Raw genomic sequence first — 21,427 nt, 5'->3', positions numbered from 1 at the left:
ACTTAACGTAGATGGCATGACATGGCCATCTACTCCACAATTGCTTGCCATTGATGCGCTTCACCTAACTCCAGTTTTAATCTATCCCCTTTAGCAAGCTTACCAACACCCTGTGGCGTGCCTGTCATCACAATATCGCCTGGCTGCAAGGTAAAGTATCGAGATATCTCTTGAAGTAGGTGGTCTAGTTTAAAAATCATCTTATCTGTTTCACCATGCTGTTTAAGCTGATCATTTTGCCAAAGCTTAAACTCTAAAGGCGGCGTCAACTCTAACCCTTCTACAGGCATAAATGCAGACAGACAAGCGCTGCCATCAAATGCTTTTGCGCGCTCCCAAGGGTGTCCTTGCGCTTTAAGCTGAGACTGTAAATGACGTAAAGTCAGATCGAGCCCAAGGCCAATACCGCAAATATGAGACAACGGCTCTTGAGTGTTAGCGGTTATCGTCTCGCCGACTAACAACACCAACTCCGCCTCATAGTGGTGCTCACCAAGTTGTTCATTAATCGTGAATGCTGGGGCAAAATCGCAAAATGCATTGGCAGGTTTGATAAACAATAAAGGAGACTCGGGTATGGGGTTATTTAACTCTTGCGCATGAGCCACATAGTTACGGCCAATACAGACGGCTTTACCGGCTGGAAATAATATTGTCTCTCCCGATACCCATTTATGCTGATACATTACTTTCTCCATTACTATCCTCTGATCTGCCTAGAATTGTACCTAACTTCAAGACAAACATTGAGCAGCTTATGCTTATACTCAATATACATAGATATTATTTTGCGCACCTCACTGCACGCGACAGTAAACTTATTTTGCCACTGTTATGGAAACTTTATGTTAATCAAAATGCGCGATAAGTTGAAACCTTTATAATCACAAGTTATAAAAACCACACAGCAAGTAACTAGGAATCACATCCATGAAAGCCCATGACAATATCCCACTCACCGACTTTATAGAATATTCGCCGCAAGAGATGCAGCAACGCGCCGATGATAACTTCTCGCTCATGCAACGTAGACATACCATTCGTAGCTTCAGTGACCGCCCTGTACCCAAGGAAGTTATCGAAACCTGTATCAAAACCGCAGGACTGGCGCCAAGTGGCGCAAACCACCAGCCGTGGCACTTTGTGGCGATCCACAGCAGTGATGTGAAAAAGCAAATTAGGGACGCTGCCGAGCAACTTGAGCGCTCCTTTTATGAAGGCCGTGCAGGTGATGAATGGTTGGATGCGTTAAAGCCTTTAGGTACAGATGCCCAAAAGCCGTATTTAGAGCATGCGCCTTGGCTCATTGCTATTTTTACCCAAAAGAAAGGCGGGATCCATTCAGAGGATAAAAATACCAACTATTACGTACATGAGTCAGTCGGTATCGCGACTGGATTTTTGATCCAATCACTACACAACGCAGGATTGGCAACATTGACTCATACTCCGAAGCCGATGAGCTTTTTAACAGAGATCTGCCAACGAGATAAAGACAATGAGCGGCCATACATGCTGCTGATAGCAGGCTATCCAGCTGAGGATGCCACGGTACCAGAGCATGCATTAGTTAAAAAGCCATTGGATGAGATTGCATCATTTATTTAACTGATTAAGAGGGTGTACTGGCTATCGCCAGTACTTCCCCTGCTGCTAACCCAGAGACCACCACCACATCCTCTCCCAATGCTTGACCTAAGCGGACCAGTCTGCGCTGTTTTATACCCTGCTCAACAACATACACCATGGTTAACTGCCCAGTGCGCTTTACATACTGCAGTGGGATCACCACCCTCTTGAGAGGCTTGGACGGCAAGCTTATCTGCGCATACATGCCCGGCTTACTGCCTTTTGGTGGCACAATATCTAGCTTGATTTCAAATTGTCGGGCTAAACTATCGGCTACAGGTACAATTTCACTGATAGTGCCCATGACGGTTGTACTCAACGCCTTCAATTCCACCTGCAATGTATCACCCACTTTGAGCTGCCCCGCTAAGCTAGAGCGCACAGCCCCCCTGACTTGCAAACTCGCAGGGTTAAAAATCTCAACAATCGGCACACCAGGGCTAAGCATGCTACCTGGCTCTTGCAGTCTTTCCACCACCACGCCAGATAATGGCGCATGCAAGCGCGTATAACTTAGCGCAGCTTGTGCGCCACTTAATTGCTCAGTCAGTGCAGCGCGGCGTGCCTTGAGCTCATCAACTTTACTTTGCCATTCATCCATTTGATTATTAGCGACGAGTCCTTTACTCAACAAAGTTTCGCTGCGAGAGAGCTGCTTTTGTGCCTGAGATAATTGCGCTTCATTGGCCCGACTTTGCGCGCGAATTTCCTCCATAGAAGCACGTAGTTGGGTATCTTCTAAAGTCGCGAGCAATTGGCCCTTTTTCACTAGTTGACCCGCTCGCACCTCGAGCGTGTGTAATTGTGCCAACACACGACTAGATACGTGCGTATTCTCTTTAGCAACTAAACTGGCGCTGACAAAGTCTTCAGGCGCCACCTTTGCCGTGGTAACAAGGTATTGCTCGCCACTGTATACAGCAGGCTTAGTGCGAAGTTGCGGCTCAACTTGTGGATTAAATAGCCCGGAAAAAGCACCTAATAAAACCCCTAAAGCAATGAATGCGCCCATCGCTCCCCAATGTCTAGTTATTAAGCGCATTGTCCGCCTCCTCATATTGTGTGTCTTTAAACACCAAAAAATACACCACAGGCACCACAAACAGTGACAATACTGTGGATGCCAAAGTGCCAAAAATAATCGCCAGTGCAAGACCGCTAAATACAGGGTCTAAAATAATCACTAAATTACCTAACATGGTTGTTCCAGCCGCAAGCAATACTGGCCGCATGCGCACTTCCCCAGCCTGATATAGAGCCTCTTTTATTGCCACCCCACGTGCACGTTGCTGATTAACAAACTCGACTAGAATAAGGCTATTTCGCACCACAATGCCTGCCAACGCTATCATGCCAATCATGGCAGTGGCGGTGAACAACACGGGCTCAGGTGCGCCAGCTATGGTGCGCTCACCAAATTGATTTAATAGCCAAAACCCCGGCATGATCCCTATCATGGTCAACGGAATAGCCGACATAATGATGCCAGCCAGTGCACTCGATGCTGTTTGCCAACGTAAAATGATGAAAATCGCCGTCAGTGCAAAGGCAAAGCCAATCCCCATATCGCGAAATACATCCACAGTAATACGCCACTCTCCTTCACCAGAGAAACGGTATTCTGTCCCTGCTGGCAACTGCCAACCAAGCCCAGCGCCACTGGATAAAAATGTTCGTGACTGCCAAGGCCACTGAATGTGCTGTGTTGTTTTACCCTCATCACTGACAATATCTGCAATGACCGCAGCCGGCGTTCTTCCATTAAGCTCAGCCGTCACATAAATCACCTCTTTGAGATCTTTGCGATAGATAGGCTGCTCCACTGAACTTTGCTGCCACTGTCCAAGCTCCCCCAAAGGCACCAGAGGTGAAGTGGCACTTTCAAGTGCGTTCCCTGCCGTCATTTTTGCTAATGTATGCGTACCTCTTAACTGCAGTGCATTGATCACAGGCCATTGGTTGCGCTCTGCAAAGGGCAACTGTAATTCAATATCAAGCGGGGTGACTTCATGGGGCACTTGCAACACACCGGCAACGAAGCCACCACTGGCAATTTGCAATGTCTGATTCACATCCTGAGTGACAATACCTGATAAAGCGGCTTTGCGTTTATCCAAAATGAAGCGTTGGCGCATCGCTTGAGGGACCAAAGACATATCGACCTCAGTCACATGTGCTTCTTGCTCAAGTCGTGCTTTGAGCGCATATGCGGCTGCCACATGCGTGGCCTTATCTGTAAATAAGTCACTGGCATACACTTCAGCGACTAATGTCGACATCACAGGAGGCCCGGGTGGCACCTCAACCACTTTGATGCGAATGCCATTTTTTATCAGTGGCGCCAATGCTTCTCGCATTCTCAGCACCACAGCATGAGACTGATGAACGCGGTGCTGTTTATCAACTAATAAGACTCTTAATTCTGAAAAGTGACTACTATGGCGTTGATAATACCCGCGCACCATGCCATTAAAATCAACACTGGATGGCCGAGCAACATAGGCAGCCATTGCCGTCACTTCCTGTAATTGCCAAACAACCTCTTGTACTCGCTGCGTCATTGCTGCCGTGGCCTCTAAACTCGTACCTCGTGGCATATCAATGAGCACTTGCACTTCATTTTTGTTATCAAATGGTAGGAGTTTGAGTGGCACCGCCCGCAGCAATGGCAAGCTTACACTCACAATAAATAAGCCAAGTACAGACCAAAGTAGCCATTTTGCTCTGATTGGGCTAGCAAGCAGCGAACTCAGCCACCGTCTATACCATTGATTATGTTGCGCAGTCTCTGTGATTGTCGTGCTGCTCAGTAGTTTACTGCCCAACCAAGGCGTGACAAACAAAGCCACTAAGGTCGATACAATCACCGCCACTGGAATGTTAAACGCCATGGGTGCCATATAAGGGCCCATCATGCCAGTAATAAATGCCAATGGAATGAATGCCACGATGATGGTAAATGTGGATGTTAATAGCGGTACTTTTACTTCAAGCATCGCATCCACAATGGTATTGGCACGTTTTGATGGGCTCAACCTATCTGTGTGACGACGTAAAAAACGAGTCATATTGTCGACCCCTGTAATGGGGTCATCCACCAATAACCCCAAGGCAAGGATCAATGCAAACAAGGTTACCCGGTTAATGGTGTAACCAAATAGATAGCCCAAACTGAGTGTGATCCCATAACACACAGGAATAGCCAAGCCAATGATCAGTGCCTGCCGCCAACCTAAAAAGAGGCCAATAAATACCACCACAGTCACAATCGCAAAAGCCAAACTCGCAGTGAGATTGTTTACCTTCTCATCCGCTGTCTGCCCATAATTTCGCAATACCTGATATCGTACACCGGCTGGAAATAATTCAGACTCCAGTCTCTCCATCATGGCCAGACTTTGCTCAGCGACCTGAACGGCATTGCTGCCGCGCTGCTTAGCAACACTCAAGGTCACCATAGGTAAATTGCGTCGCTTATCATCCAGTGTGATCCACTGATAGTGATGTGGCTCACTGGGTCCATCATGCAAAGTGGCAATATCCGAGAGATAAATCTGTCTGCCATTAACGACATTCACAACCAATTGGTTTAATTGTTCGGTCGTACGCAGCACATCTCCAGCTTGCAACTGCCAAAGCTTATCGCCAACAACAAAGTCTCCCACCGTATCTAGTTGGTTGGCATATTCAATTGCCTTTAATACATCCAGTGGCGTGGTGTGATACGCAGCCAATGCACTGGCGTTGAGTGCGACCTGAATTTGCCGTGTACGCCCCGATAGCACCGACACTTCGCTGGTGTCATTAATGGTCTGCAATTGTGCCGAGACTTCTTGCGCAATGCGCGTTAACTCGAAGTCGCTATAGCGTTCAGGGTCTTCACTGTATAAGCCCAACATCAGTATCGCCACATCATCCACTTCAACCGGTTTTATTTGCCAGTGCTTTACCACACTCGGCATCGTATCTTCATTGGCATATAATTTGGTATAAGTGTTGAGGATAGCGCGCTCACGGTCCTGACCGACCTCAAAGCGCAGAGTGACAGCAACACTACCAGATGCACTGGTCGAATAGACATGCTCAACACCCGGGATTTGCCTGAGTATTTTTTCAAGGGGTTCGGTCACCAAACGTGCCACTTCAGAGGCCGCAAAATTTGGCACCTCAACATGGATATCCAAAATTGGCACCACGATTTGCGGCTCTTCTTCACGTGCAGTCTGATGCAGCGCCAGTATCCCGAATAGGATACTGATCAGTAATATAAATAGAGGAATGCGACTATGCAGCAGTTGTCTCATAAAGCGTGTAAACATTAACTGCCGTCCTCATCGATAGCTGGCTGACAAAATAGTTGATACAACTGAGCCAAAATCGCCGTGACCTTATCATCAATGATCCGATAGTAAATTGTCTGTCCATCACGACGCGTTGCCACCACATTGGCTTTACGAAGCCCAGCCAGATGCTGCGACAATGCAGACTGTGCCAGTGGTACCTGCGCATTTAACTCACTGACACTCATTTCTTGCTGTAGCAAACTACATAAAATCATTAAACGGTTTTTATTTGCCATCAGTTTAAGTAGCGCCTCTGCGTGCTCTGCACTTTGCGCCATATCTTGTGCTTTCAATGTTATGTCCATGTCACTTGTCTTTGACGGCATTATAGACAAGTACATTAGAAAGATCTAATATTAGTAAATGCTAATATAATGATCTCACAATTATGACCAAATCTGTGCAAGCACTACTCACCATCCTCAAAGACCAACAAAGGTGTATTGATGGTATGCAAGCAAAACAAGAAATACAGTCCGATCACGGTTTATTGATTGATGTGCGGGAAGTGTCGGAGCACCAAGCCGGCGCCCCCATGGGCGCAGTCAATATCCCAAGAGGTTTACTCGAGTTTAAACTGCCTACATTAGAGCCGGATCAAAATCGCGCCATCTATCTGCATTGTGCGGCGGGTAGTCGCGCTTTATTTGCCGCCGAGCAACTTAAACGTATAGGTTATCAGCGGGTGACTGTCGTAACGTGTCGCGCAGACGAATTGTGTACGATGTTCGTTAATTAATTGCCTCATCACGACCATGCACCTCATGATAGAGCCACACCATGCGATCGAGAAACCATGTTTTTGCGAGGATGAGGCCAACTGTACCGGTGCACGTACTGATCGGCTCATGAAAAAACAGCCCGGCAACAGACATCGCGGTAAATACAAATAATAACGCTGAAATCACATCGAGTGTTTTGAAGTGGTGCAAGGGTACTTGCGCACGCTGATAAATTAAGATGCGCTCTCCAAGCACACTTTGTGACGCCCAGCTGTCTGTATGGGCAGGCTTTTTAAAGCATCTAGGGTTTATCCAAATCCACACACCCAGTGCAACTAATATTGGCCAAAACCAAACTCCAAATAGCTCACGCCACCAAATACACGCAATCAACATAGGTAAACAGCTATAGCGCGTCCAAACACTCCAAGGATTTGTGTGTCTTTGCCACACGTCCTCACTCATAGAAAAGTACTTCGCTGCCAAATTTTCAAACCGCATCTATTTATCCTTAAACACACCATGCTCAACAGACTAACCGCAAACAAAGCGCTGAACTGTTTAAAAATGTAGCTTCGATTACACATTTACTGACGTTTTTAGTCAACTAGCTTACAGCACATCCAATTACTGACTTGTAGACTCGATGTCACTTTATGTAGACACCAACATACAAAGGATTGCTGATTATGATACTGGCTTTGAAATACACCTCCTGTTTAATGGCCACCTGTTTAATGCTCACTGGTTGTCAGGATAATCAAGATCATCGTACTGATTTGCAGCGCTCCGCGGGAAGTTGGCAAAAAACAGGCTACGGACAAGCCCTTCATATCACCATGAATCGCGTCCTCAGTTATCAGTACAACAGCTATGGCTGCATTCAAGTGTCAGCGCAACCACACCATGAAGCAAACGCAGCGTTTTCATCCGTTGACATACTCGACTCGAATCGATTGCGAATACAACGTCAAGGAAATGTGTACCCAAGCCAATATACACACAGTGATGCATTGCCAAGTCAGTGTGTAACCCCCATAAAATTATCTAAGGGCGCTTCACCTCATGCTGTCTTTGACTACTTCTGGCATACTTTTAACGACTACTATGCGTTTTTCTCAGTCAAAGACCTTGATTGGCAGGCACAATATCAGCAATACCGCGCCCAAGTGACTGATACAATGACTGATGAAGCACTTTTTACACTGCTTTCAGACATGGTTGCGCCACTGCAAGATATGCATGTCACCATCTCCTCTGCACAACAGGAGTATTTTTCTCACAAGCCAACGCCTATCCTAAGCGCCATACAGCAAGATGCGGCCTTACAGCGCTTGCAAGGCAAGCCCGGTGACGTAAATACACTCTTCGAAGATTATCAAATTCAATCACAGCAAGTGAGTAAACAATACCTCTTAACAGAAAGCATCCAGACACACCCTCAAAAGAGTGACAATACCACTGCACTTTGGGGTAAGACAGCAAGTAATGTTGGGGTGCTGGTTCTAAACAACCTAGACAGCTACGCCACACACGATGATGCTGATGAAGTTCAAAACCTAAAGGCCGCGCGCGCTATGATGGACAACGTTATGGCCGACCTCCAAGATACTGACGCCATCATCATTGATATCCGCCATAACACTGGCGGAGATGATGCCATCGCCTTGGCCGTTGCCAATTACTTTTCTGACCAAGATGTGTTGGCATTTAACAAGCGAGCCATCAACACCGCGGGGCGCGGTATTCCTGTGCGTCAACAGTTGAAAGCCAAGCAAACTGCTTACACACGACCTGTATACCTACTCACTAGCCAGTTAACCGTCAGTGCCGCAGAGGTATTCACCATGGCCATGGATCAACTCCCCCATGTATCCTTAGTCGGTGAGGAAACCGCAGGGTCACTGTCTGATGCCCTGCGTTTTACCCTACCAAACGGCTGGCAAATCAGTTTATCCAATGAAGTGTATCGCAATGCCCAAGGCGACATGTTTGAACATTCAGGCTTCACACCAGATCACCTTGTCCCTGCATTCAGTAAATATGACCTCAAAATGCGCAGATTTGAAACCTATGACTTTGTGCTGAATAAACTCGATAAAACACCCTTCCCCACAATGGATATCGACGACTTTGAGCGTCAAGTCACGGCGCTTCAAACACAAGGTAACATCCCAAGTATCGCCATTGCGGTTATGGCACAGGGTAAGCCCATATATAGCCAAGGGTTTTCAATAGAACCCGAACGTACCGTCAATACCAACAGTCCGTTTGATGTCACTGGTTTAGACAGCGTGTTAATTGGAGATGCGATGCACAATGCCAACATTGACGGCATGTTACAGCTCGACCAGCCTTTGGCGCATATATTGCCTTTTGAGCTCGACAGCCCCATTGAGCATATCACAGCAGCGCAGCTGTTAACGGGCAAAAGCGGTATTGTTGATGATCAATCTCTCTTGTCCTGTATCACAGACCCCGCGCAAAGCCCCTGCCCTGACTTGTTTAACAGCCCTGACGTTTTGCTAGAAGCATATTTACATAAAGCAGGGGCGCTATATCACAAAGGCAACTTTTCGAGCCATTATGGGGTTGATAAAAGCAATGCTGAGATTTACTCTCGCTTAGGTCTCACACTGGCCAGCTCACTTTTTTCACAAACACATCAAGCGCCCTTGTCTCAGTTAACCCAGCACTATGTTTTTGAACCACTCAATATGCACAGTACACACTGGTATAGCGCATCAGATCAAGCACAACACAAACTCATATCTACCGCAAATGATATCAGCAATTTATTGAGCAAACAGTCGTCTGAAATATCCAACGAGCATGCACCCCACCCTCATTATTTTTGGCATCGTGATAATCGCAAGTTTTATCACCCTAGTCATGGTACAGGCCCCACTTCATTGCTCTTCACTGATACCTTTAATCAAACTGGCTATGTTTTACTGACAGATACTTACGCGAAAACAGACGAGGTTAAAGCCGTGTACAATCAACTGGAAATCTTGTTATTTAGACTTACTCTTCAACTGCCAAAACAGCAGCCCTAACATGACTAGCGTGGTGAAAATGAGGCCAGCGGTTCAATAAGCTGGGTAGGTATTTTAGGTAAATGATAAGGGGCGACTAATTTATCCAGCGTCTTATTTTTTGCCATAGTGTGCATTTGCTGAGAGATGTGGCTACCCAATCCAGAATTGGCAAACGACTCACTCATCGCCATATAGCCATAAATTGGTTGGGTATGACGATACTGCATTTTCTTTAATTTGTGCATCGGTTGGTCAAGCACATCCATCGCAATATCTGCGGTGTCTTCAACCGCAATCACCAAATCAACGCGCCCCTTCAAGACAAGGTCTACCGCAACACGCTCAGACGGCACCGCGACTTTATTTAAACTATTGTCTTTATCAAACTGTGGGAAAAAAGCACCACCGCGCATCACAGCAATACGCTTACCTTGCAAGTCTTCATAGCGATTGACTTCAATATCGCTATTATGTTGACCATAAAAGACAAACGATGAAGACAGCACCATATAAGGCGGCTCGACAAAGGACATGATTTTTTCGCGTTCAGGGGTTCGAATTAAGCCGCCCATGACATCCACTTTGCCTTTGCTGAGCAAACGCACACAACGTGAAAAAGGACAGGGTACAGCTTTGATTTTATATTTTTTTCCGCTGGTTAATTCAGCATATTTGAGGATATCTAAGATAAGACCCTGTGGATGGTTATTATCGTTTAAACGACTATAAGGCGGAGCATGATCAACAGCAACATGGACAATTTGGTCAACTGCAAGGCCATACGCACTAAATGTCAAAGCGAACATACTCTGTATTAGCACGTTTATTAACTTCATTCGATCACCTACCTAATATCACGCATTTTGACATCAAGACACTCAGCGTACTTGCCACTACCTTTACCTGCTTTCCCTCTTTATAACATATCTGATTGTCACAAAAATACCACAATAAAATCGTGACTGTGTCATCACCTTAACATACTAAGTGCACTCAGCTCAGTGATTTTTGTACGCTCAGTGCATTTTGCTTTACCTAGCCGTGATAATGCGATTACAACACTTGGTATGGTCGCAGCTCAAACTCATTGAGTAACAACAGCATTTGGTCGAGAATATTCGCCTGAATATGCTCATAGTTCACCCAGCTTTTGTCTTTACTGAAACAGTAAAATTCCACTGGAATGCCGTGGTATGATGGTGATAGCTCACGTACCATGCAGGTACACTCTGTATTTATCTCGGGTCTTTGCTTTAACAAATACTCAGCATACATCCGAAAGGCAGTGAGGTTGCTACACATCTCGGGTAGCTTGAGCGCATTCAATGCAGGGAACTTCTCTTTTAACTCGCTGATTTGCGCTTCCGTGAGCAAACAGACACTATTCATATCAATAGGGATATTGCGTTTGATGCGTCTGCCAGCAGATTCTTGCATCGCGCGCCAATTTTTAAAAGAATCCGATATCAAAGCGTATGTTGGAATGGTCGTCACCGTATTATCCCAATTGCGCACTCGGACCGTATTGAGGCCTAAATCAATCACTTCTCCATCGGCACCAAATGTATCGACTTGGATCCAATCACCTGTGGCAACCAGCTTATTGGCCGCAATTTGAATACTGGCAACCAAACCCAAAATGGTGTCTTTGAAAACCAATAAAGTAACCGCTGCAATGGCGCCAAAACCTGAGAGTATATATGTCGGTGATTTATCGACAATGGTGCTCACCACCAACACAGTTGTGACAATAAACACCATCAGCTTTACCAACTGCACGATGCCCTTAATCGGCACGTCTTTAGCAAACTTTTGTTGTTGATAAATCGTATGGGCAATGTTCAATAATGAACTCACCAAGAAGCCAAACGCCACTATCAAAATCACTTGGGCCAGCAATTGCAACTGACTCATGACCCACGCCGGTGCAACAAACATGTACTTGTTGATCATCACAAACAAAATACTGCTGATCAGCAATGCGACACGGCCACTGAGTTTACTTAACTGAGGCGCAAGATAGGCAATCTTAGCGCGTAAGAATTGAGACAACATGTTTTTGACTTTGGGCACGAGCGCAAGCTTTATCAAGGCAAAAATAACCACTAACCCGATCAGTGATACACTGTTTGTTAGCGACGCCAAGATAAATGGGTGCATACTCTGACCGCCAACAAAAGGCGAAATCACATCTTGCAAGTGGACCATGCTCATAATGAGTTCACCTCTGATGGCACATTATCCGCTTCCCCTTCAGGGCGCTGCTCTAATCTTGCTATCTGTGCAGATTTTTGCTGCCAAAGTGTATTCATATAAGCCTGAAATTGTACTCGATATGCTTTATCACCTTGATAATCTCCCAAAGGCAATTCACTCATAGGAATATAGTCAACTTGCAAAGAAACTGCATCAAGGCGCCCAAGCACAAAGGCACGACAAATATGTAGGTCCTCGCTGTGATACACCAAAGCGGTATTTAATAAGCCATCAACCTGCTCACTTAATACATCCAATGCAAATGCAGTTCCCCCCGCTTTTGGTTTCAGGAGGTTATCAAAAGGACTCGCTTGGCGACGCTGTTTTTGCGCTGTGAAGCGCGTCCCTTCAGCAAAGTTAATCACCGTCGTTGGGTGATGCTTAAAGTTTTTACAGCTTTGCTTTGTGCGCTCGACATCCATGCGCTTTAACTTCGGATTTTTAGCAATTTGCGCTTTACTGGCACGCTTCATAAACGGCATATCCAAAGCCCATGCCCCAGTGCCAATCAATGGCACATATTTCAATTCATCTTTAAGGAAAAACTTCGGGGCGGGCAGCTGGGATTGCGCACTCAGTACCACTATGTCCAACCAACTTATGTGGTTTGATACCAGTAAATACCAACCATTTACTGAGATAGCTTGCGGCATTTTGACATGCATAGACACCCCACCGAGCTTTAAGCCAATGCGATTGCCCACACACCATTTATGATAAGCCCAGTGTAAAAGCACCGAGAGTAAGCGAACGCGCAGGCACCATTTTACGATGCCTAAGCCCAGTATGATCAGCCCCCAAAATGCAGTGTTGAGTAACAAAAATAAAGCGCCAATCGCACCGTGAAACCACTTCGGTAATATACTCTTCATAGTTTGTTTCCCTTACTAACTTGTTATTGTGGGCCGTACTAAACAATTACTCGCTTGGAGTAGCTAATTGCTCAATGCATTTGTCTTTTTCAGACCACAGACGGTTAAGCTCCCCTTGAAATTGAACACGAAACTCATTATCGCCCGTGTAATCTCCCACCAGCTTGTCACTCACTGGCATTAATTCAACTTCAACATTAATCTGCCCAGCTTTACCAGCCACGAAATCCATAAATGTCGGTACGCCGTTGGGATAATGAATGGTCACATTCACCACTTGATTTATTTGCTCACCCATCGCCTGCATCACAAATGCAATACCACCCGCTTTAGGTTTAAGTAAATGTTTAAATGGGCTGTTTTGTCTTTGGTGCTTTTCATCTGTAAAGCGCGTGCCTTCAACAAAATTCACAATGCTCACTGGCATCGTTTTGAATTTTTCACAGGCTTTGCGTGTCGTCTCGATGTCTTTGCCTTTTAATTTAGGATTTTTCCTAATTTGGCTTTTACTCGTGCGGGTCATAAATGGAAAATCTAATGCCCACCAAGCTAACCCCAAAAACGGTACGTACAATAACTCTTTTTTCAAAAAGAAGTTTAAAAATGGAATTTTGCGATGCAATACCCGCTGTAACACTAAAATATCTACCCAGCTTTGGTGGTTCGCAATCACTAGGTACCAGTCTTTTCTGTTGATCTTATCAGCGCCATTGATTTGCAGCTGATACGGTGAGACGCAGCGCTGATTTACGTTATTGCCAGCAACCCACATACTTGCACATGATTTAGCAAGTTTGCTTAGTAGGCGCTGCAACGGAGGAATGGGGATCAGTTTGAGCACACCGCATATAAATATCGGCACAAACCAAATTAATGTATTTAGGACGTATAAAATCAGCCCCACAATTTGACGGACTAGCGACATGCAAAGTTCCTTTACTACTTTTATTTTACTCGACTATACCTCATCACAACTTAGTATTGTGATGAGGGCATCATACGCAATTTCAAGGGAATAAAAAATCTGAGCAGTTAGGGTTAATCTACAAAATAGGTATAACCAGTTAACCCCATCTTTAATTCCTTTAAAAAGGTTTCTTTTGTTTTTGGCGCCACGGCCACTGCATTGACCTGACGAGTGAAGTTATCGATAAGTTGCTGCTTATCGTAATGCACAAAACGTAACACGTCTTCCACACAGTCACCTTTGAGCGCATTTGTCAGCTGATAGCCTGTCTCATTCAATTCGACATGCACGGAGTCTGTATCACCAAATAGATTATGTAAATCACCCAAAATCTCTTGATACGCGCCAACCATAAACATCGCTAAATGGTACTGCTCAGATGGCTGGTATTGCGGCATAGGCAAGCTAGACTCAATCCCAGCCCCTTCTACATACTCACGAATTTGCCCGTCAGAATCACATGTAATATCTTGAATAATCGACCTTTGCGTCAACGGCTGGTCGAGATTTGAAATCGGCATCACAGGGAACAACTGCTGAATCCCCCATACATCCGGCAAGGATTGAAACAATGAGAAATTAACAAACAGCTTATCTGCCAGCTTTTCGTTTAAATCATCCAATACTTCACGATGCGCCCTTGATTGCGCACTTAAACTGTCACGCACTTGTCTCAATATCGTAAAATACAGACGTTCAATTTGCGACCACTGTGCCATAGATATGAGACCATGAACATATTGATCATGTGCGTCACCAAATAAGTGGATTGCATCATGATAGGTTTCCAGCGCAAGTCTTGGCGTAAGGCGAGATAACGCCTGTCGCAACTCTTGTATTAGATGGTGTTCATCACCACTGATCTGCTCTGGCACATCTTCACTCGGTGCGGTTTCAATATCTATCACATCGGTGATCAACACGGCATGATGTGCTGTTAAGGCACGACCAGACTCCGTAATAATATCAGGATGTGGTAAATCATGTTGTTCAGCGACTTCGGCAAAGGCGTTAACCACGTTGCGTGCATACTCGCCTACCGTATAATTCATAGAGCAAGCACTGCGAGAACCCGAACCTTCATAGTCCACGCCTAAACCACCGCCTACATCCACGGTTTTTAATGGCACGCCCAACTGTGATAATTCCGCATAGTGCCTCGCACACTCTCTCAGTGCGCGTTGGATATCACGGATATTCGCGATCTGTGAGCCAATATGGAAGTGGACTAACTGCATCAAGTGCAGCTTGTTATGACGACGTAACGTGTCAACGGCATTAAGTACCTGACCAGCTGTGAGACCAAATTTGCCCTTTTCCCCTCCGGTATTTTGCCATTTACCTTTACCGATCGAGTTAAGACGGATGCGAATACCAATGGCTGGCTCAATGTGCATATCATCCACTTCTTTGATTAATGCATCGAGCTCTGACAGTTTTTCTACCACAATTTGCACTTTATGGCCCATCGCTTGACCAATCAGCGCCAAACGTAAAAACTCTCTGTCCTTATAGCCATTGCAAACAATCGTGATCGGCGAAGTAGCCAAACCTAAAATAGCCATCAACTCGGGCTTAGAGCCGGCTTCTAGACCAACCAAGCCGCTTGGGTGACTCAACAGTTTGCTCACCACCGAGCGTTGCTGATTCACTTTAATAGGGTAAACACAGGTATACTCACCTTGATACTCTCTTTGCGCTTTTGCCTGTGCAAACGCATCTGTTAACGTATCAACACGATTCTGAAGAATATCAGTGAACCTTACCAATACCGGTAAGGTTAGCCCCTGCTCTTTAAATCGCTCAGTGAGATCTGATAATACGATTGGCGCTTTACTATGGTCACCATCAGGGTAAGCAATCAGCTCACCACTGTCATTGATATCAAAGTAGCCATCACTCCAATGCTGTACATTGTATGTGTTGCGTGCAGTATCGACTCCCCACTCCATTATTTACCCTACTAAAAAATTCTCATACTGTGCTCATTTTAATACGCCTTATCGTGATTAGCGATAGTTAAATATGCCTTGAGATACACAGACTGTGACCTACTGATGACAAACAGACAAACTGCTTGCTATCGACTAAAATAGATTGAGCAAATTCCTCGGCGCTGGTAAATTTGCGCCAAATTTAAATTCAATGTGAAAGCAAACATGTCTAATTTAGAAGCAAACCGCTGGTTTACAGAGATAAGTGACCGAGATGGCAGCGCTTTTTCTCTGCGTATCAATAAAAAGCTGGATGAGGTTCAGTCGCCGTTTCAAAAAGTTGAAATGTACGAGACAACCGACTTTGGCAATCTGATGATCATTGATGGCTGCACTATGGTCAGCACACGTGAGAACTTTTTCTATCATGAAATGATGAGCCATCCAGCGCTTTTTGCACACCCTGCACCAAAAAACGTGGTGATCATCGGTGGTGGTGACTGCGGTACATTACGTGAAGTGCTTAAGCACCCAGATGTTGAATCAGTCACGCAAATCGACATTGACGAAGTGGTGACACAAATGTCACTTAAATACTTCCCAGAGCTTTGCGCATCCAATGACGACCCGCGTGCAACCGTGATGTTTGATGATGGCATCAAATACATGCGTGAAGCAGCGGCAAACTCTATCGACGTGATCATTGTTGACGGTACTGATCCAGTTGGTCCTGGTGAAGGCCTATTCAACCATGCGTTTTACACCAGTTGTTTGGCAGCACTGAGTGATGGCGGGATTTTAATCCAGCAAAGTGAGTCACCGCTGATGCACATGCCGCTGCTAAAAGAGATGCGCCAAGCAATGAAAGATGTTGGCTTTGCGGATTTACAAACTTTACCGTTCCCACAGCCAATTTACCCAAGCGGTTTATGGTCTGCCACTTTGGCGCGTAAAGGTGAGCAGTTTAATGGCTTTAGAGAGCAAGATGTGGATGCTGCCGAGTTTGATACTGAGTATTACAACACAGGTATTCACAAAGGGGCACTCGCAACGCCAAACTTTATGCGCCGCGCATTTGACAAATAAAGCGCGCCACATAAAAACAAAAAACCCAAGCAAAGCTTGGGTTTTTTTGTTTTTGTCCAGTATTACTTTTGATGATACTGACGGCTAAACTCATGGACAGAGTTGATGAATATACCCGCATTTTCAGGGTCTACATCTGGCGTGATCCCATGGCCTAAGTTGAATACATGGCCGCTGCCTTCACCAAAACCAGCTAAGATAGACTGCACTTCTTCACGAATACGCTCAGGCGTGCCATGGAGCATCGCAGGGTCCATATTGCCTTGCAGTGCGACCTTATCACCAACACGTCGTTTCGCATCCGCAATATCAATGGTCCAATCTAAACCAATCGCGTCACATCCTGTCGCAGCAATAGACTCAATCCACTGACCGCCATTTTTAGTAAATAACGTCACTGGCACCTTGCGTCCATCGTTTTCACGAATAAGGCCATCAACAATTTTATGCATGTATTGCAACGAAAACTCTTTGTAATCACGTGGGCTGAGTACGCCGCCCCAAGAGTCAAAGATCATCAGCGACTGAGCACCTGCCTTAACTTGTGCATTTAAATAATCAATTACTGAATCCGCAACTTTATCGAGCAGCAAGTGCAACGTCTGCGGCTCTGCAAAAGCCATCTTTTTAATCTTGCCAAAAGTTTTGCTGCTACCGCCTTCAATCATGTAGGTCGCCAAAGTCCACGGTGAACCTGAGAAACCAATTAAAGGCACTTCACCTTTTAGCTCTCGACGAATCGTGCTCACTGCATTCATGACATAGCCCAACTCATCGGTTGGGTCTAACTTAGGCAGTTTTTGCACATCAGCCAGAGAAGAAATTGGACGCTCAAATTTAGGACCTTCACCCGTTTCAAAGTATAGACCTAGGCCCATTGCATCTGGGATAGTTAAAATATCACTGAAGAGAATCGCAGCATCCAGTGGATAACGACGTAACGGCTGCAATGTCACTTCACATGCAAGCTCCGCATTTTTGCACAAACTCATAAAGTCGCCAGCTTGCGCTCGCGTCGCTCTGTATTCAGGTAGATATCGCCCCGCTTGGCGCATCATCCATACAGGTGTCACATCAACCGGCTGCTTCTGCAACGCGCGTAAATAACGATCATTTTTCAACTCGCTCATAGCGTGATTCAATTCCAGTGCTGTAAAAATTGTTCGAATTGTATCACTTTATCCCTACTCGCCCTAGCTGTTCAAACGTTTAAATCACTTCTCTATGATCCAGATTAATGAGCTGCACTGTCAGGTATGCCTAATATGATGAATCACAATGCTACACCCAAGCCCTGTGCATCCGTGTTTCATAAACTTGAGATATTAAATTCACAAAAAAGTAGCGCAGAACATTTGCACCACAAAAAAAACCTTGCTATAAAAATGCTGCGCAAAACAACAATAACAAAACACCTTCTAACAAGAATAAACTCAAATCGCTAAACTGATTTCAACCACCTTCGGGTGGTTTTTTGTTTTTAATACACTATCCGTATTCAAGCTCACTGAATACGGAATAAAAATGATTAACACCAAGAGTAAAAAACCCAGCTAGGGTACAAATCAAAGAAATTATGTGCTTTTTGCAAAAAGTGGTTGATCTTTTCATCAGTTTTCATTTTTATAGGAGGCAAGATTAAGTATTCAGTATTACCAAATTGCTGTCTGTTTTTGGGTCCAAGCCATCCTATTTTGATGTACCCATGAAAATAATACCCGTTACATATACACAATTTGGTCAGTGCAGGGCCTAAATAACGACCCGCTAAGGAGATAACTATGCTTTCACGGTTAGAACAAGCCCAACAAAAATGGGGAGGGAGTCATAGTGTTATCGATAACTGGCTCATGGAACGTCAAGAGCTACTGTTGCTATATTATAAAGTCGCTGGATTATCGCCTTTTGAGAGCAGTGACAAAGCTTTGCCAGAGCAAGTGCAAATTCAATCATTTTGCCAAATTTTAATGGATTACTTGTCGGCAGGCCATTTTGAGGTGTACGACAATATCGTCGCCGCCTGCAAAGAAAAAGGACCGGAAAGCTTAAAACTGGCACAATCGATTTATCCAAAAATTACGGCATCGACAGACTTGGCTTTGGATTTTAACGACAAATATGCTGAAGCAAACAGTGACAACCCACTGGCGGATTTTGATAAGGATTTATCTACGCTGGGCGAAGCATTAGAACAACGTTTCGGATTGGAAGATGAGTTAATCGATAACCTCTTCGCAAATCATACTGACTAAAATAATAGAAATTAAAAAAGGGCTACTTCACAGTGGCCCTTTTTTTGTTCGCGCTGTACAAATTATGCAGCAGGCTTTTCTTGGTCTTCTTGGATCTCAAGTAGTTCAACTTCAAATACAAGCGTAGAGTTCGCCGGGATCTTACCTAGGTTACGCTCACCGTAACCTAGCTCTGCAGGAATAGTGAACTTATACTTTGAGCCAACTGGCATTAATTGTAGGCCTTCAGTCCAACCTGCAATTACTTGGTTAAGTGGGAAAGTCGCAGGTTGATTGCGAGAGTATGAGCTATCAAACTCAGAACCGTCTAGTAGAGTACCTTTGTAGTGTACTTTAACTACGTCAGTCGCAACTGGCTTCTTACCTTCACCTGTTGAAATAACTTCGTACTGAAGACCAGACTCAGTTACGGTTACGCCGTCTTTCTTCGCGTTTTCAGCTAAGTACTTTGCGCCTTTTTCTTTGTTTTCTTTTGCGTCAGCTTCCGCTTTAGCTGTTTGCTTTTCACGTACAGACGTATCAAGTGCCGTTAGCACTTCACGAATTTTTTCGTCATCTAGCTTAGAGTTACCAGCAAGTGCATCTTTAAAGCCTCTCATCAGAAGCTCTTGATCAAGCTCAATGCCTAGACCTTGCTTGTCAGCTAGGTCTTTCTGTAGGAAGTTACCAACTGATGCACCGATACCGTATGCTTGCTGTTGTACTTCAGTTTCTAGTTTTACTTCTTCTACTTTTGCAGTTTCTTGTGCTTTTTGATTACACGCAGTTAGTGCAAGTACTGAGGCTGCAATTAAAGACAGCTTAATAGTTTGTTTCATTTTATTTTCTCCGACATCCGAGCAGCCAGCAACATAACGTTGCCCTCTAACTTCATTGTCATGTTAAATAATTATTAATTTAAAAAGGTGATGTCACATTATCACTCATTGCCACCAAAGCCAAGATTCACACCCAGAGAACCTTGCCAAGGGAAATATCTGTACGACTGGCGACATATTTTAGCGAATACGCTAATATCTGTTTGTGGCCCAATCAATTTTACCACTAGTCTACTCGGTGCAAATCATAGAGTTAAGAGGAAATACCGAATTTATGGCCAAATTTTTTAAATTGCACACTTCACTCTGTGTTTGCCTGCTCATACTGATATTGCCCGGCTGCTCTCCTGATAGCTCCAAAGCGCAACTTACTGTCGAACATGCATCACGCGGGGCATTTGCAGCCGCTATTTCACACGATGGCCGTTACAGTTTAGTGTCATCTGTCGAACATGGTGCGGTTTTATGGGATAACACCACCCATGGACTTAAATATCAGTGGTCTCACTCGGACCAACCTGATGACTTGATCCACTCTCTTGCCATCGCACACGATAACTCAACGGCTATCACAGCGGCCAACGACCGCTTTGCCATATGGCAAATTGAAGATGGTAAAAACATCGGCTACTACCAAATAGACACAGGTACCATTCGCGACATCGCCATCAGTAATAATGGCCGATATGTTTTATACGGTCGCAGCGATAATGTCGTTGTGCATCTCGACTTAGATAGCGGAAGGCGCATAGAGTTCCTTGGACACCAAGAAAAAATTAATAGTATTGCGCTCTCACCCAATGGCCACTTCGCTTTAACCGGTGCAAACGACTACAGTGCTTACTTTTGGGATACCAGAACAGGTCAAGTCATACACCGCTTTAACCACCCAAGTCGCGTAACCAAAGTGGCCTTAGACCCACAAGGGCGCTACGCATTTACTGCTGATAGCATGAAAAAAGCCAGTATTTGGCAGCTGACTTCAGGTGATCTTGTGGCACAATTACAGTATATTGCGAGGCAGAAAATATTCAGTGCCGTACGCTTCAACCAACAAGGCAACCTGCTCGCAACAGGCTCTCCTAACCGCCAGCTTACCCTGTGGCGGATAAGCGATGGTACAAAGCTAAAAACTTGGCGAGTCAAGCCACGAGAAGGAAGCAGGCCTAAATCAGCCGTTGTCTTTGATGTTGCATTTGCAAAACGAGACGGCATCTTGGTCACAGAAAGTTCAAGTGGTTTGATGGAGCAGTTCGAAAGAGTAATAGAGTAATGACAGAGTTAGAAAGTCGCGTAAATGAACTTGAAGCAAAGATTGCTTTTCAAGAAGATACCATCGAGACATTAAATGATGAGCTCAAAATCCATCAAGCAAGGTTATCAACCATGCAGCACCAGATCAGGTTGCTGGCAGAAAAGATAAAAGAAGGTAAAGACGACGGCATGATGCCGATTGAGCAAGAGCCACCACCGCCACACTACTAGGCATGACCCAAGTGATGCGCTC

At 45.0% G+C, this 21,427-nt stretch carries 19 protein-coding genes; 7 read left to right on the top strand and 12 right to left on the bottom strand.

Annotation, left to right across the window (positions count from 1 at the left end; genetic code table 11):
- Positions 1-29 precede the first annotated feature (29 nt).
- Entirely contained in the window at positions 30-686 is a 657-nt protein-coding gene (locus N477_RS05785; protein ID WP_063361926.1) for a fumarylacetoacetate hydrolase family protein, read from the bottom strand.
- Between the two features lie 244 nt (positions 687-930).
- Here N477_RS05785 and N477_RS05780 point away from each other — a divergent pair, with 244 nt between their 5' ends.
- A complete protein-coding gene (locus tag N477_RS05780) occupies positions 931-1,608 on the top strand; it encodes a nitroreductase family protein (protein WP_063361927.1) in 678 nt (225 codons plus the stop codon).
- 4 nt (positions 1,609-1,612) lie between these two features.
- On the opposite strand, the gene N477_RS05775 is transcribed toward N477_RS05780, so the two are convergent.
- From N477_RS05775 to N477_RS05765, 3 genes are read right to left on the bottom strand one after another with little or no spacing between them, the layout of a single operon-like run.
- Complete coding sequence (locus tag N477_RS05775) at positions 1,613-2,671, bottom strand: efflux RND transporter periplasmic adaptor subunit (RefSeq protein ID WP_196760587.1); 1,059 nt, start codon at positions 2,669-2,671, stop codon at positions 1,613-1,615.
- Positions 2,655-5,948 carry an efflux RND transporter permease subunit gene (locus N477_RS05770; RefSeq protein ID WP_063361928.1) on the bottom strand — a complete coding sequence of 1,098 codons (3,294 nt, stop codon included), beginning with the start codon at positions 5,946-5,948 and terminating at the stop codon, positions 2,655-2,657. Before N477_RS05770 ends, N477_RS05775 begins: the two co-directional genes overlap by 17 nt.
- The gene (locus tag N477_RS05765) at positions 5,948-6,277 is read right to left on the bottom strand and encodes an ArsR/SmtB family transcription factor (protein ID WP_063361929.1); all 330 of its coding nucleotides are present in this window, start codon (positions 6,275-6,277) and stop codon (positions 5,948-5,950) included. Before N477_RS05765 ends, N477_RS05770 begins: the two co-directional genes overlap by 1 nt.
- A gap of 83 nt (positions 6,278-6,360) precedes the next feature.
- On the opposite strand from N477_RS05765, the gene N477_RS05760 reads away from it, so the two are divergent.
- Positions 6,361-6,711, top strand: a complete 351-nt coding sequence (locus tag N477_RS05760) for a rhodanese-like domain-containing protein (RefSeq protein ID WP_063361930.1) — start codon at positions 6,361-6,363, stop codon at positions 6,709-6,711.
- On the opposite strand, the gene N477_RS05755 is transcribed toward N477_RS05760, so the two are convergent.
- Positions 6,704-7,195 carry a DUF6653 family protein gene (locus N477_RS05755; protein ID WP_063361931.1) on the bottom strand — a complete coding sequence of 164 codons (492 nt, stop codon included), beginning with the start codon at positions 7,193-7,195 and terminating at the stop codon, positions 6,704-6,706. The two genes, N477_RS05760 and N477_RS05755, sit on opposite strands and share 8 nt — an antisense overlap.
- Before the next feature lie 188 nt (positions 7,196-7,383).
- Between N477_RS05755 and N477_RS05750 the strand changes: the two genes are divergently transcribed.
- On the top strand, positions 7,384-9,753 hold the full coding sequence (locus N477_RS05750) for a S41 family peptidase (RefSeq protein ID WP_063361932.1): 2,370 nt from the start codon (positions 7,384-7,386) through the stop codon (positions 9,751-9,753).
- 5 nt (positions 9,754-9,758) lie between these two features.
- On the opposite strand, the gene N477_RS05745 is transcribed toward N477_RS05750, so the two are convergent.
- The 5 genes from N477_RS05745 to speA all read right to left on the bottom strand — a co-directional run bounded on the left by N477_RS05745 (position 9,759) and on the right by speA (position 15,782).
- The gene (locus N477_RS05745) at positions 9,759-10,571 is read right to left on the bottom strand and encodes a substrate-binding periplasmic protein (protein ID WP_063361933.1); all 813 of its coding nucleotides are present in this window, start codon (positions 10,569-10,571) and stop codon (positions 9,759-9,761) included.
- Positions 10,572-10,788: 217 nt separating this feature from the next.
- Positions 10,789-11,949 carry a mechanosensitive ion channel family protein gene (locus N477_RS05740; RefSeq protein ID WP_063361934.1) on the bottom strand — a complete coding sequence of 387 codons (1,161 nt, stop codon included), beginning with the start codon at positions 11,947-11,949 and terminating at the stop codon, positions 10,789-10,791.
- A complete protein-coding gene (locus N477_RS05735) occupies positions 11,946-12,863 on the bottom strand; it encodes an acetyltransferase (protein ID WP_063361935.1) in 918 nt (305 codons plus the stop codon). Before N477_RS05735 ends, N477_RS05740 begins: the two co-directional genes overlap by 4 nt.
- 46 nt (positions 12,864-12,909) lie before the next feature.
- Positions 12,910-13,788, bottom strand: a complete 879-nt coding sequence (locus tag N477_RS05730; RefSeq protein ID WP_063361936.1) for an acyltransferase — start codon at positions 13,786-13,788, stop codon at positions 12,910-12,912.
- Positions 13,789-13,901: 113 nt separating this feature from the next.
- Positions 13,902-15,782 (bottom strand): biosynthetic arginine decarboxylase, encoded by a 1,881-nt coding sequence (gene speA / locus N477_RS05725; protein ID WP_081216461.1) that lies wholly within the window; start codon positions 15,780-15,782, stop codon positions 13,902-13,904.
- Positions 15,783-15,989: 207 nt separating this feature from the next.
- Here speA and speE point away from each other — a divergent pair, with 207 nt between their 5' ends.
- On the top strand, positions 15,990-16,850 hold the full coding sequence (speE, locus tag N477_RS05720) for a polyamine aminopropyltransferase (protein WP_063361938.1): 861 nt from the start codon (positions 15,990-15,992) through the stop codon (positions 16,848-16,850).
- A 62-nt stretch (positions 16,851-16,912) separates the two neighbouring features.
- On the opposite strand, the gene hemE is transcribed toward speE, so the two are convergent.
- On the bottom strand, positions 16,913-17,980 hold the full coding sequence (gene hemE / locus N477_RS05715) for a uroporphyrinogen decarboxylase (protein WP_063361939.1): 1,068 nt from the start codon (positions 17,978-17,980) through the stop codon (positions 16,913-16,915).
- A gap of 651 nt (positions 17,981-18,631) precedes the next feature.
- Here hemE and N477_RS05710 point away from each other — a divergent pair.
- Entirely contained in the window at positions 18,632-19,102 is a 471-nt protein-coding gene (locus tag N477_RS05710) for an Rsd/AlgQ family anti-sigma factor (protein ID WP_063361940.1), read from the top strand.
- Between the two features lie 62 nt (positions 19,103-19,164).
- On the opposite strand, the gene fkpA is transcribed toward N477_RS05710, so the two are convergent.
- The gene (fkpA, locus tag N477_RS05705) at positions 19,165-19,920 is read right to left on the bottom strand and encodes an FKBP-type peptidyl-prolyl cis-trans isomerase (protein WP_063361941.1); all 756 of its coding nucleotides are present in this window, start codon (positions 19,918-19,920) and stop codon (positions 19,165-19,167) included.
- Between the two features lie 274 nt (positions 19,921-20,194).
- Here fkpA and N477_RS05700 point away from each other — a divergent pair, with 274 nt between their 5' ends.
- Together N477_RS05700 and N477_RS05695 are read left to right on the top strand one after the other, a co-directional pair.
- Positions 20,195-21,193, top strand: a complete 999-nt coding sequence (locus N477_RS05700) for a WD40 repeat domain-containing protein (RefSeq protein WP_063361942.1) — start codon at positions 20,195-20,197, stop codon at positions 21,191-21,193.
- Positions 21,193-21,405, top strand: a complete 213-nt coding sequence (locus N477_RS05695) for a SlyX family protein (protein ID WP_063361943.1) — start codon at positions 21,193-21,195, stop codon at positions 21,403-21,405. Before N477_RS05700 ends, N477_RS05695 begins: the two co-directional genes overlap by 1 nt.
- Positions 21,406-21,427: the final 22 nt, after the last annotated feature.

Origin of the sequence: Pseudoalteromonas luteoviolacea H33-S, from assembly GCF_001625695.1 — a bacterium.
GTDB lineage: Bacteria > Pseudomonadota > Gammaproteobacteria > Enterobacterales > Alteromonadaceae > Pseudoalteromonas > Pseudoalteromonas luteoviolacea_B.
This window is presented reverse-complemented; position numbering and strand designations above follow the sequence as displayed.

Excerpts from the sequence above, each read along its gene's own strand:
- N477_RS05785 (WP_063361926.1), bottom strand. The coding sequence starts at position 686 with ATGTATCAGCATAAATGGGTATCGGGAGAGACAATATTATTTCCAGCC.
- N477_RS05780 (WP_063361927.1), top strand. The coding sequence starts at position 931 with ATGAAAGCCCATGACAATATCCCACTCACCGACTTTATAGAATATTCG.
- N477_RS05775 (WP_196760587.1), bottom strand. The coding sequence starts at position 2,671 with ATGCGCTTAATAACTAGACATTGGGGAGCGATGGGCGCATTCATTGCT.
- N477_RS05770 (WP_063361928.1), bottom strand. The coding sequence starts at position 5,948 with ATGTTTACACGCTTTATGAGACAACTGCTGCATAGTCGCATTCCTCTA.
- N477_RS05765 (WP_063361929.1), bottom strand. The coding sequence starts at position 6,277 with ATGGACATAACATTGAAAGCACAAGATATGGCGCAAAGTGCAGAGCAC.
- N477_RS05760 (WP_063361930.1), top strand. The coding sequence starts at position 6,361 with ATGACCAAATCTGTGCAAGCACTACTCACCATCCTCAAAGACCAACAA.
- N477_RS05755 (WP_063361931.1), bottom strand. The coding sequence starts at position 7,195 with ATGCGGTTTGAAAATTTGGCAGCGAAGTACTTTTCTATGAGTGAGGAC.
- N477_RS05750 (WP_063361932.1), top strand. The coding sequence starts at position 7,384 with ATGATACTGGCTTTGAAATACACCTCCTGTTTAATGGCCACCTGTTTA.
- N477_RS05745 (WP_063361933.1), bottom strand. The coding sequence starts at position 10,571 with ATGAAGTTAATAAACGTGCTAATACAGAGTATGTTCGCTTTGACATTT.
- N477_RS05740 (WP_063361934.1), bottom strand. The coding sequence starts at position 11,949 with ATGAGCATGGTCCACTTGCAAGATGTGATTTCGCCTTTTGTTGGCGGT.
- N477_RS05735 (WP_063361935.1), bottom strand. The coding sequence starts at position 12,863 with ATGAAGAGTATATTACCGAAGTGGTTTCACGGTGCGATTGGCGCTTTA.
- N477_RS05730 (WP_063361936.1), bottom strand. The coding sequence starts at position 13,788 with ATGTCGCTAGTCCGTCAAATTGTGGGGCTGATTTTATACGTCCTAAAT.
- speA (WP_081216461.1), bottom strand. The coding sequence starts at position 15,782 with ATGGAGTGGGGAGTCGATACTGCACGCAACACATACAATGTACAGCAT.
- speE (WP_063361938.1), top strand. The coding sequence starts at position 15,990 with ATGTCTAATTTAGAAGCAAACCGCTGGTTTACAGAGATAAGTGACCGA.
- hemE (WP_063361939.1), bottom strand. The coding sequence starts at position 17,980 with ATGAGCGAGTTGAAAAATGATCGTTATTTACGCGCGTTGCAGAAGCAG.
- N477_RS05710 (WP_063361940.1), top strand. The coding sequence starts at position 18,632 with ATGCTTTCACGGTTAGAACAAGCCCAACAAAAATGGGGAGGGAGTCAT.
- fkpA (WP_063361941.1), bottom strand. The coding sequence starts at position 19,920 with ATGAAACAAACTATTAAGCTGTCTTTAATTGCAGCCTCAGTACTTGCA.
- N477_RS05700 (WP_063361942.1), top strand. The coding sequence starts at position 20,195 with ATGGCCAAATTTTTTAAATTGCACACTTCACTCTGTGTTTGCCTGCTC.
- N477_RS05695 (WP_063361943.1), top strand. The coding sequence starts at position 21,193 with ATGACAGAGTTAGAAAGTCGCGTAAATGAACTTGAAGCAAAGATTGCT.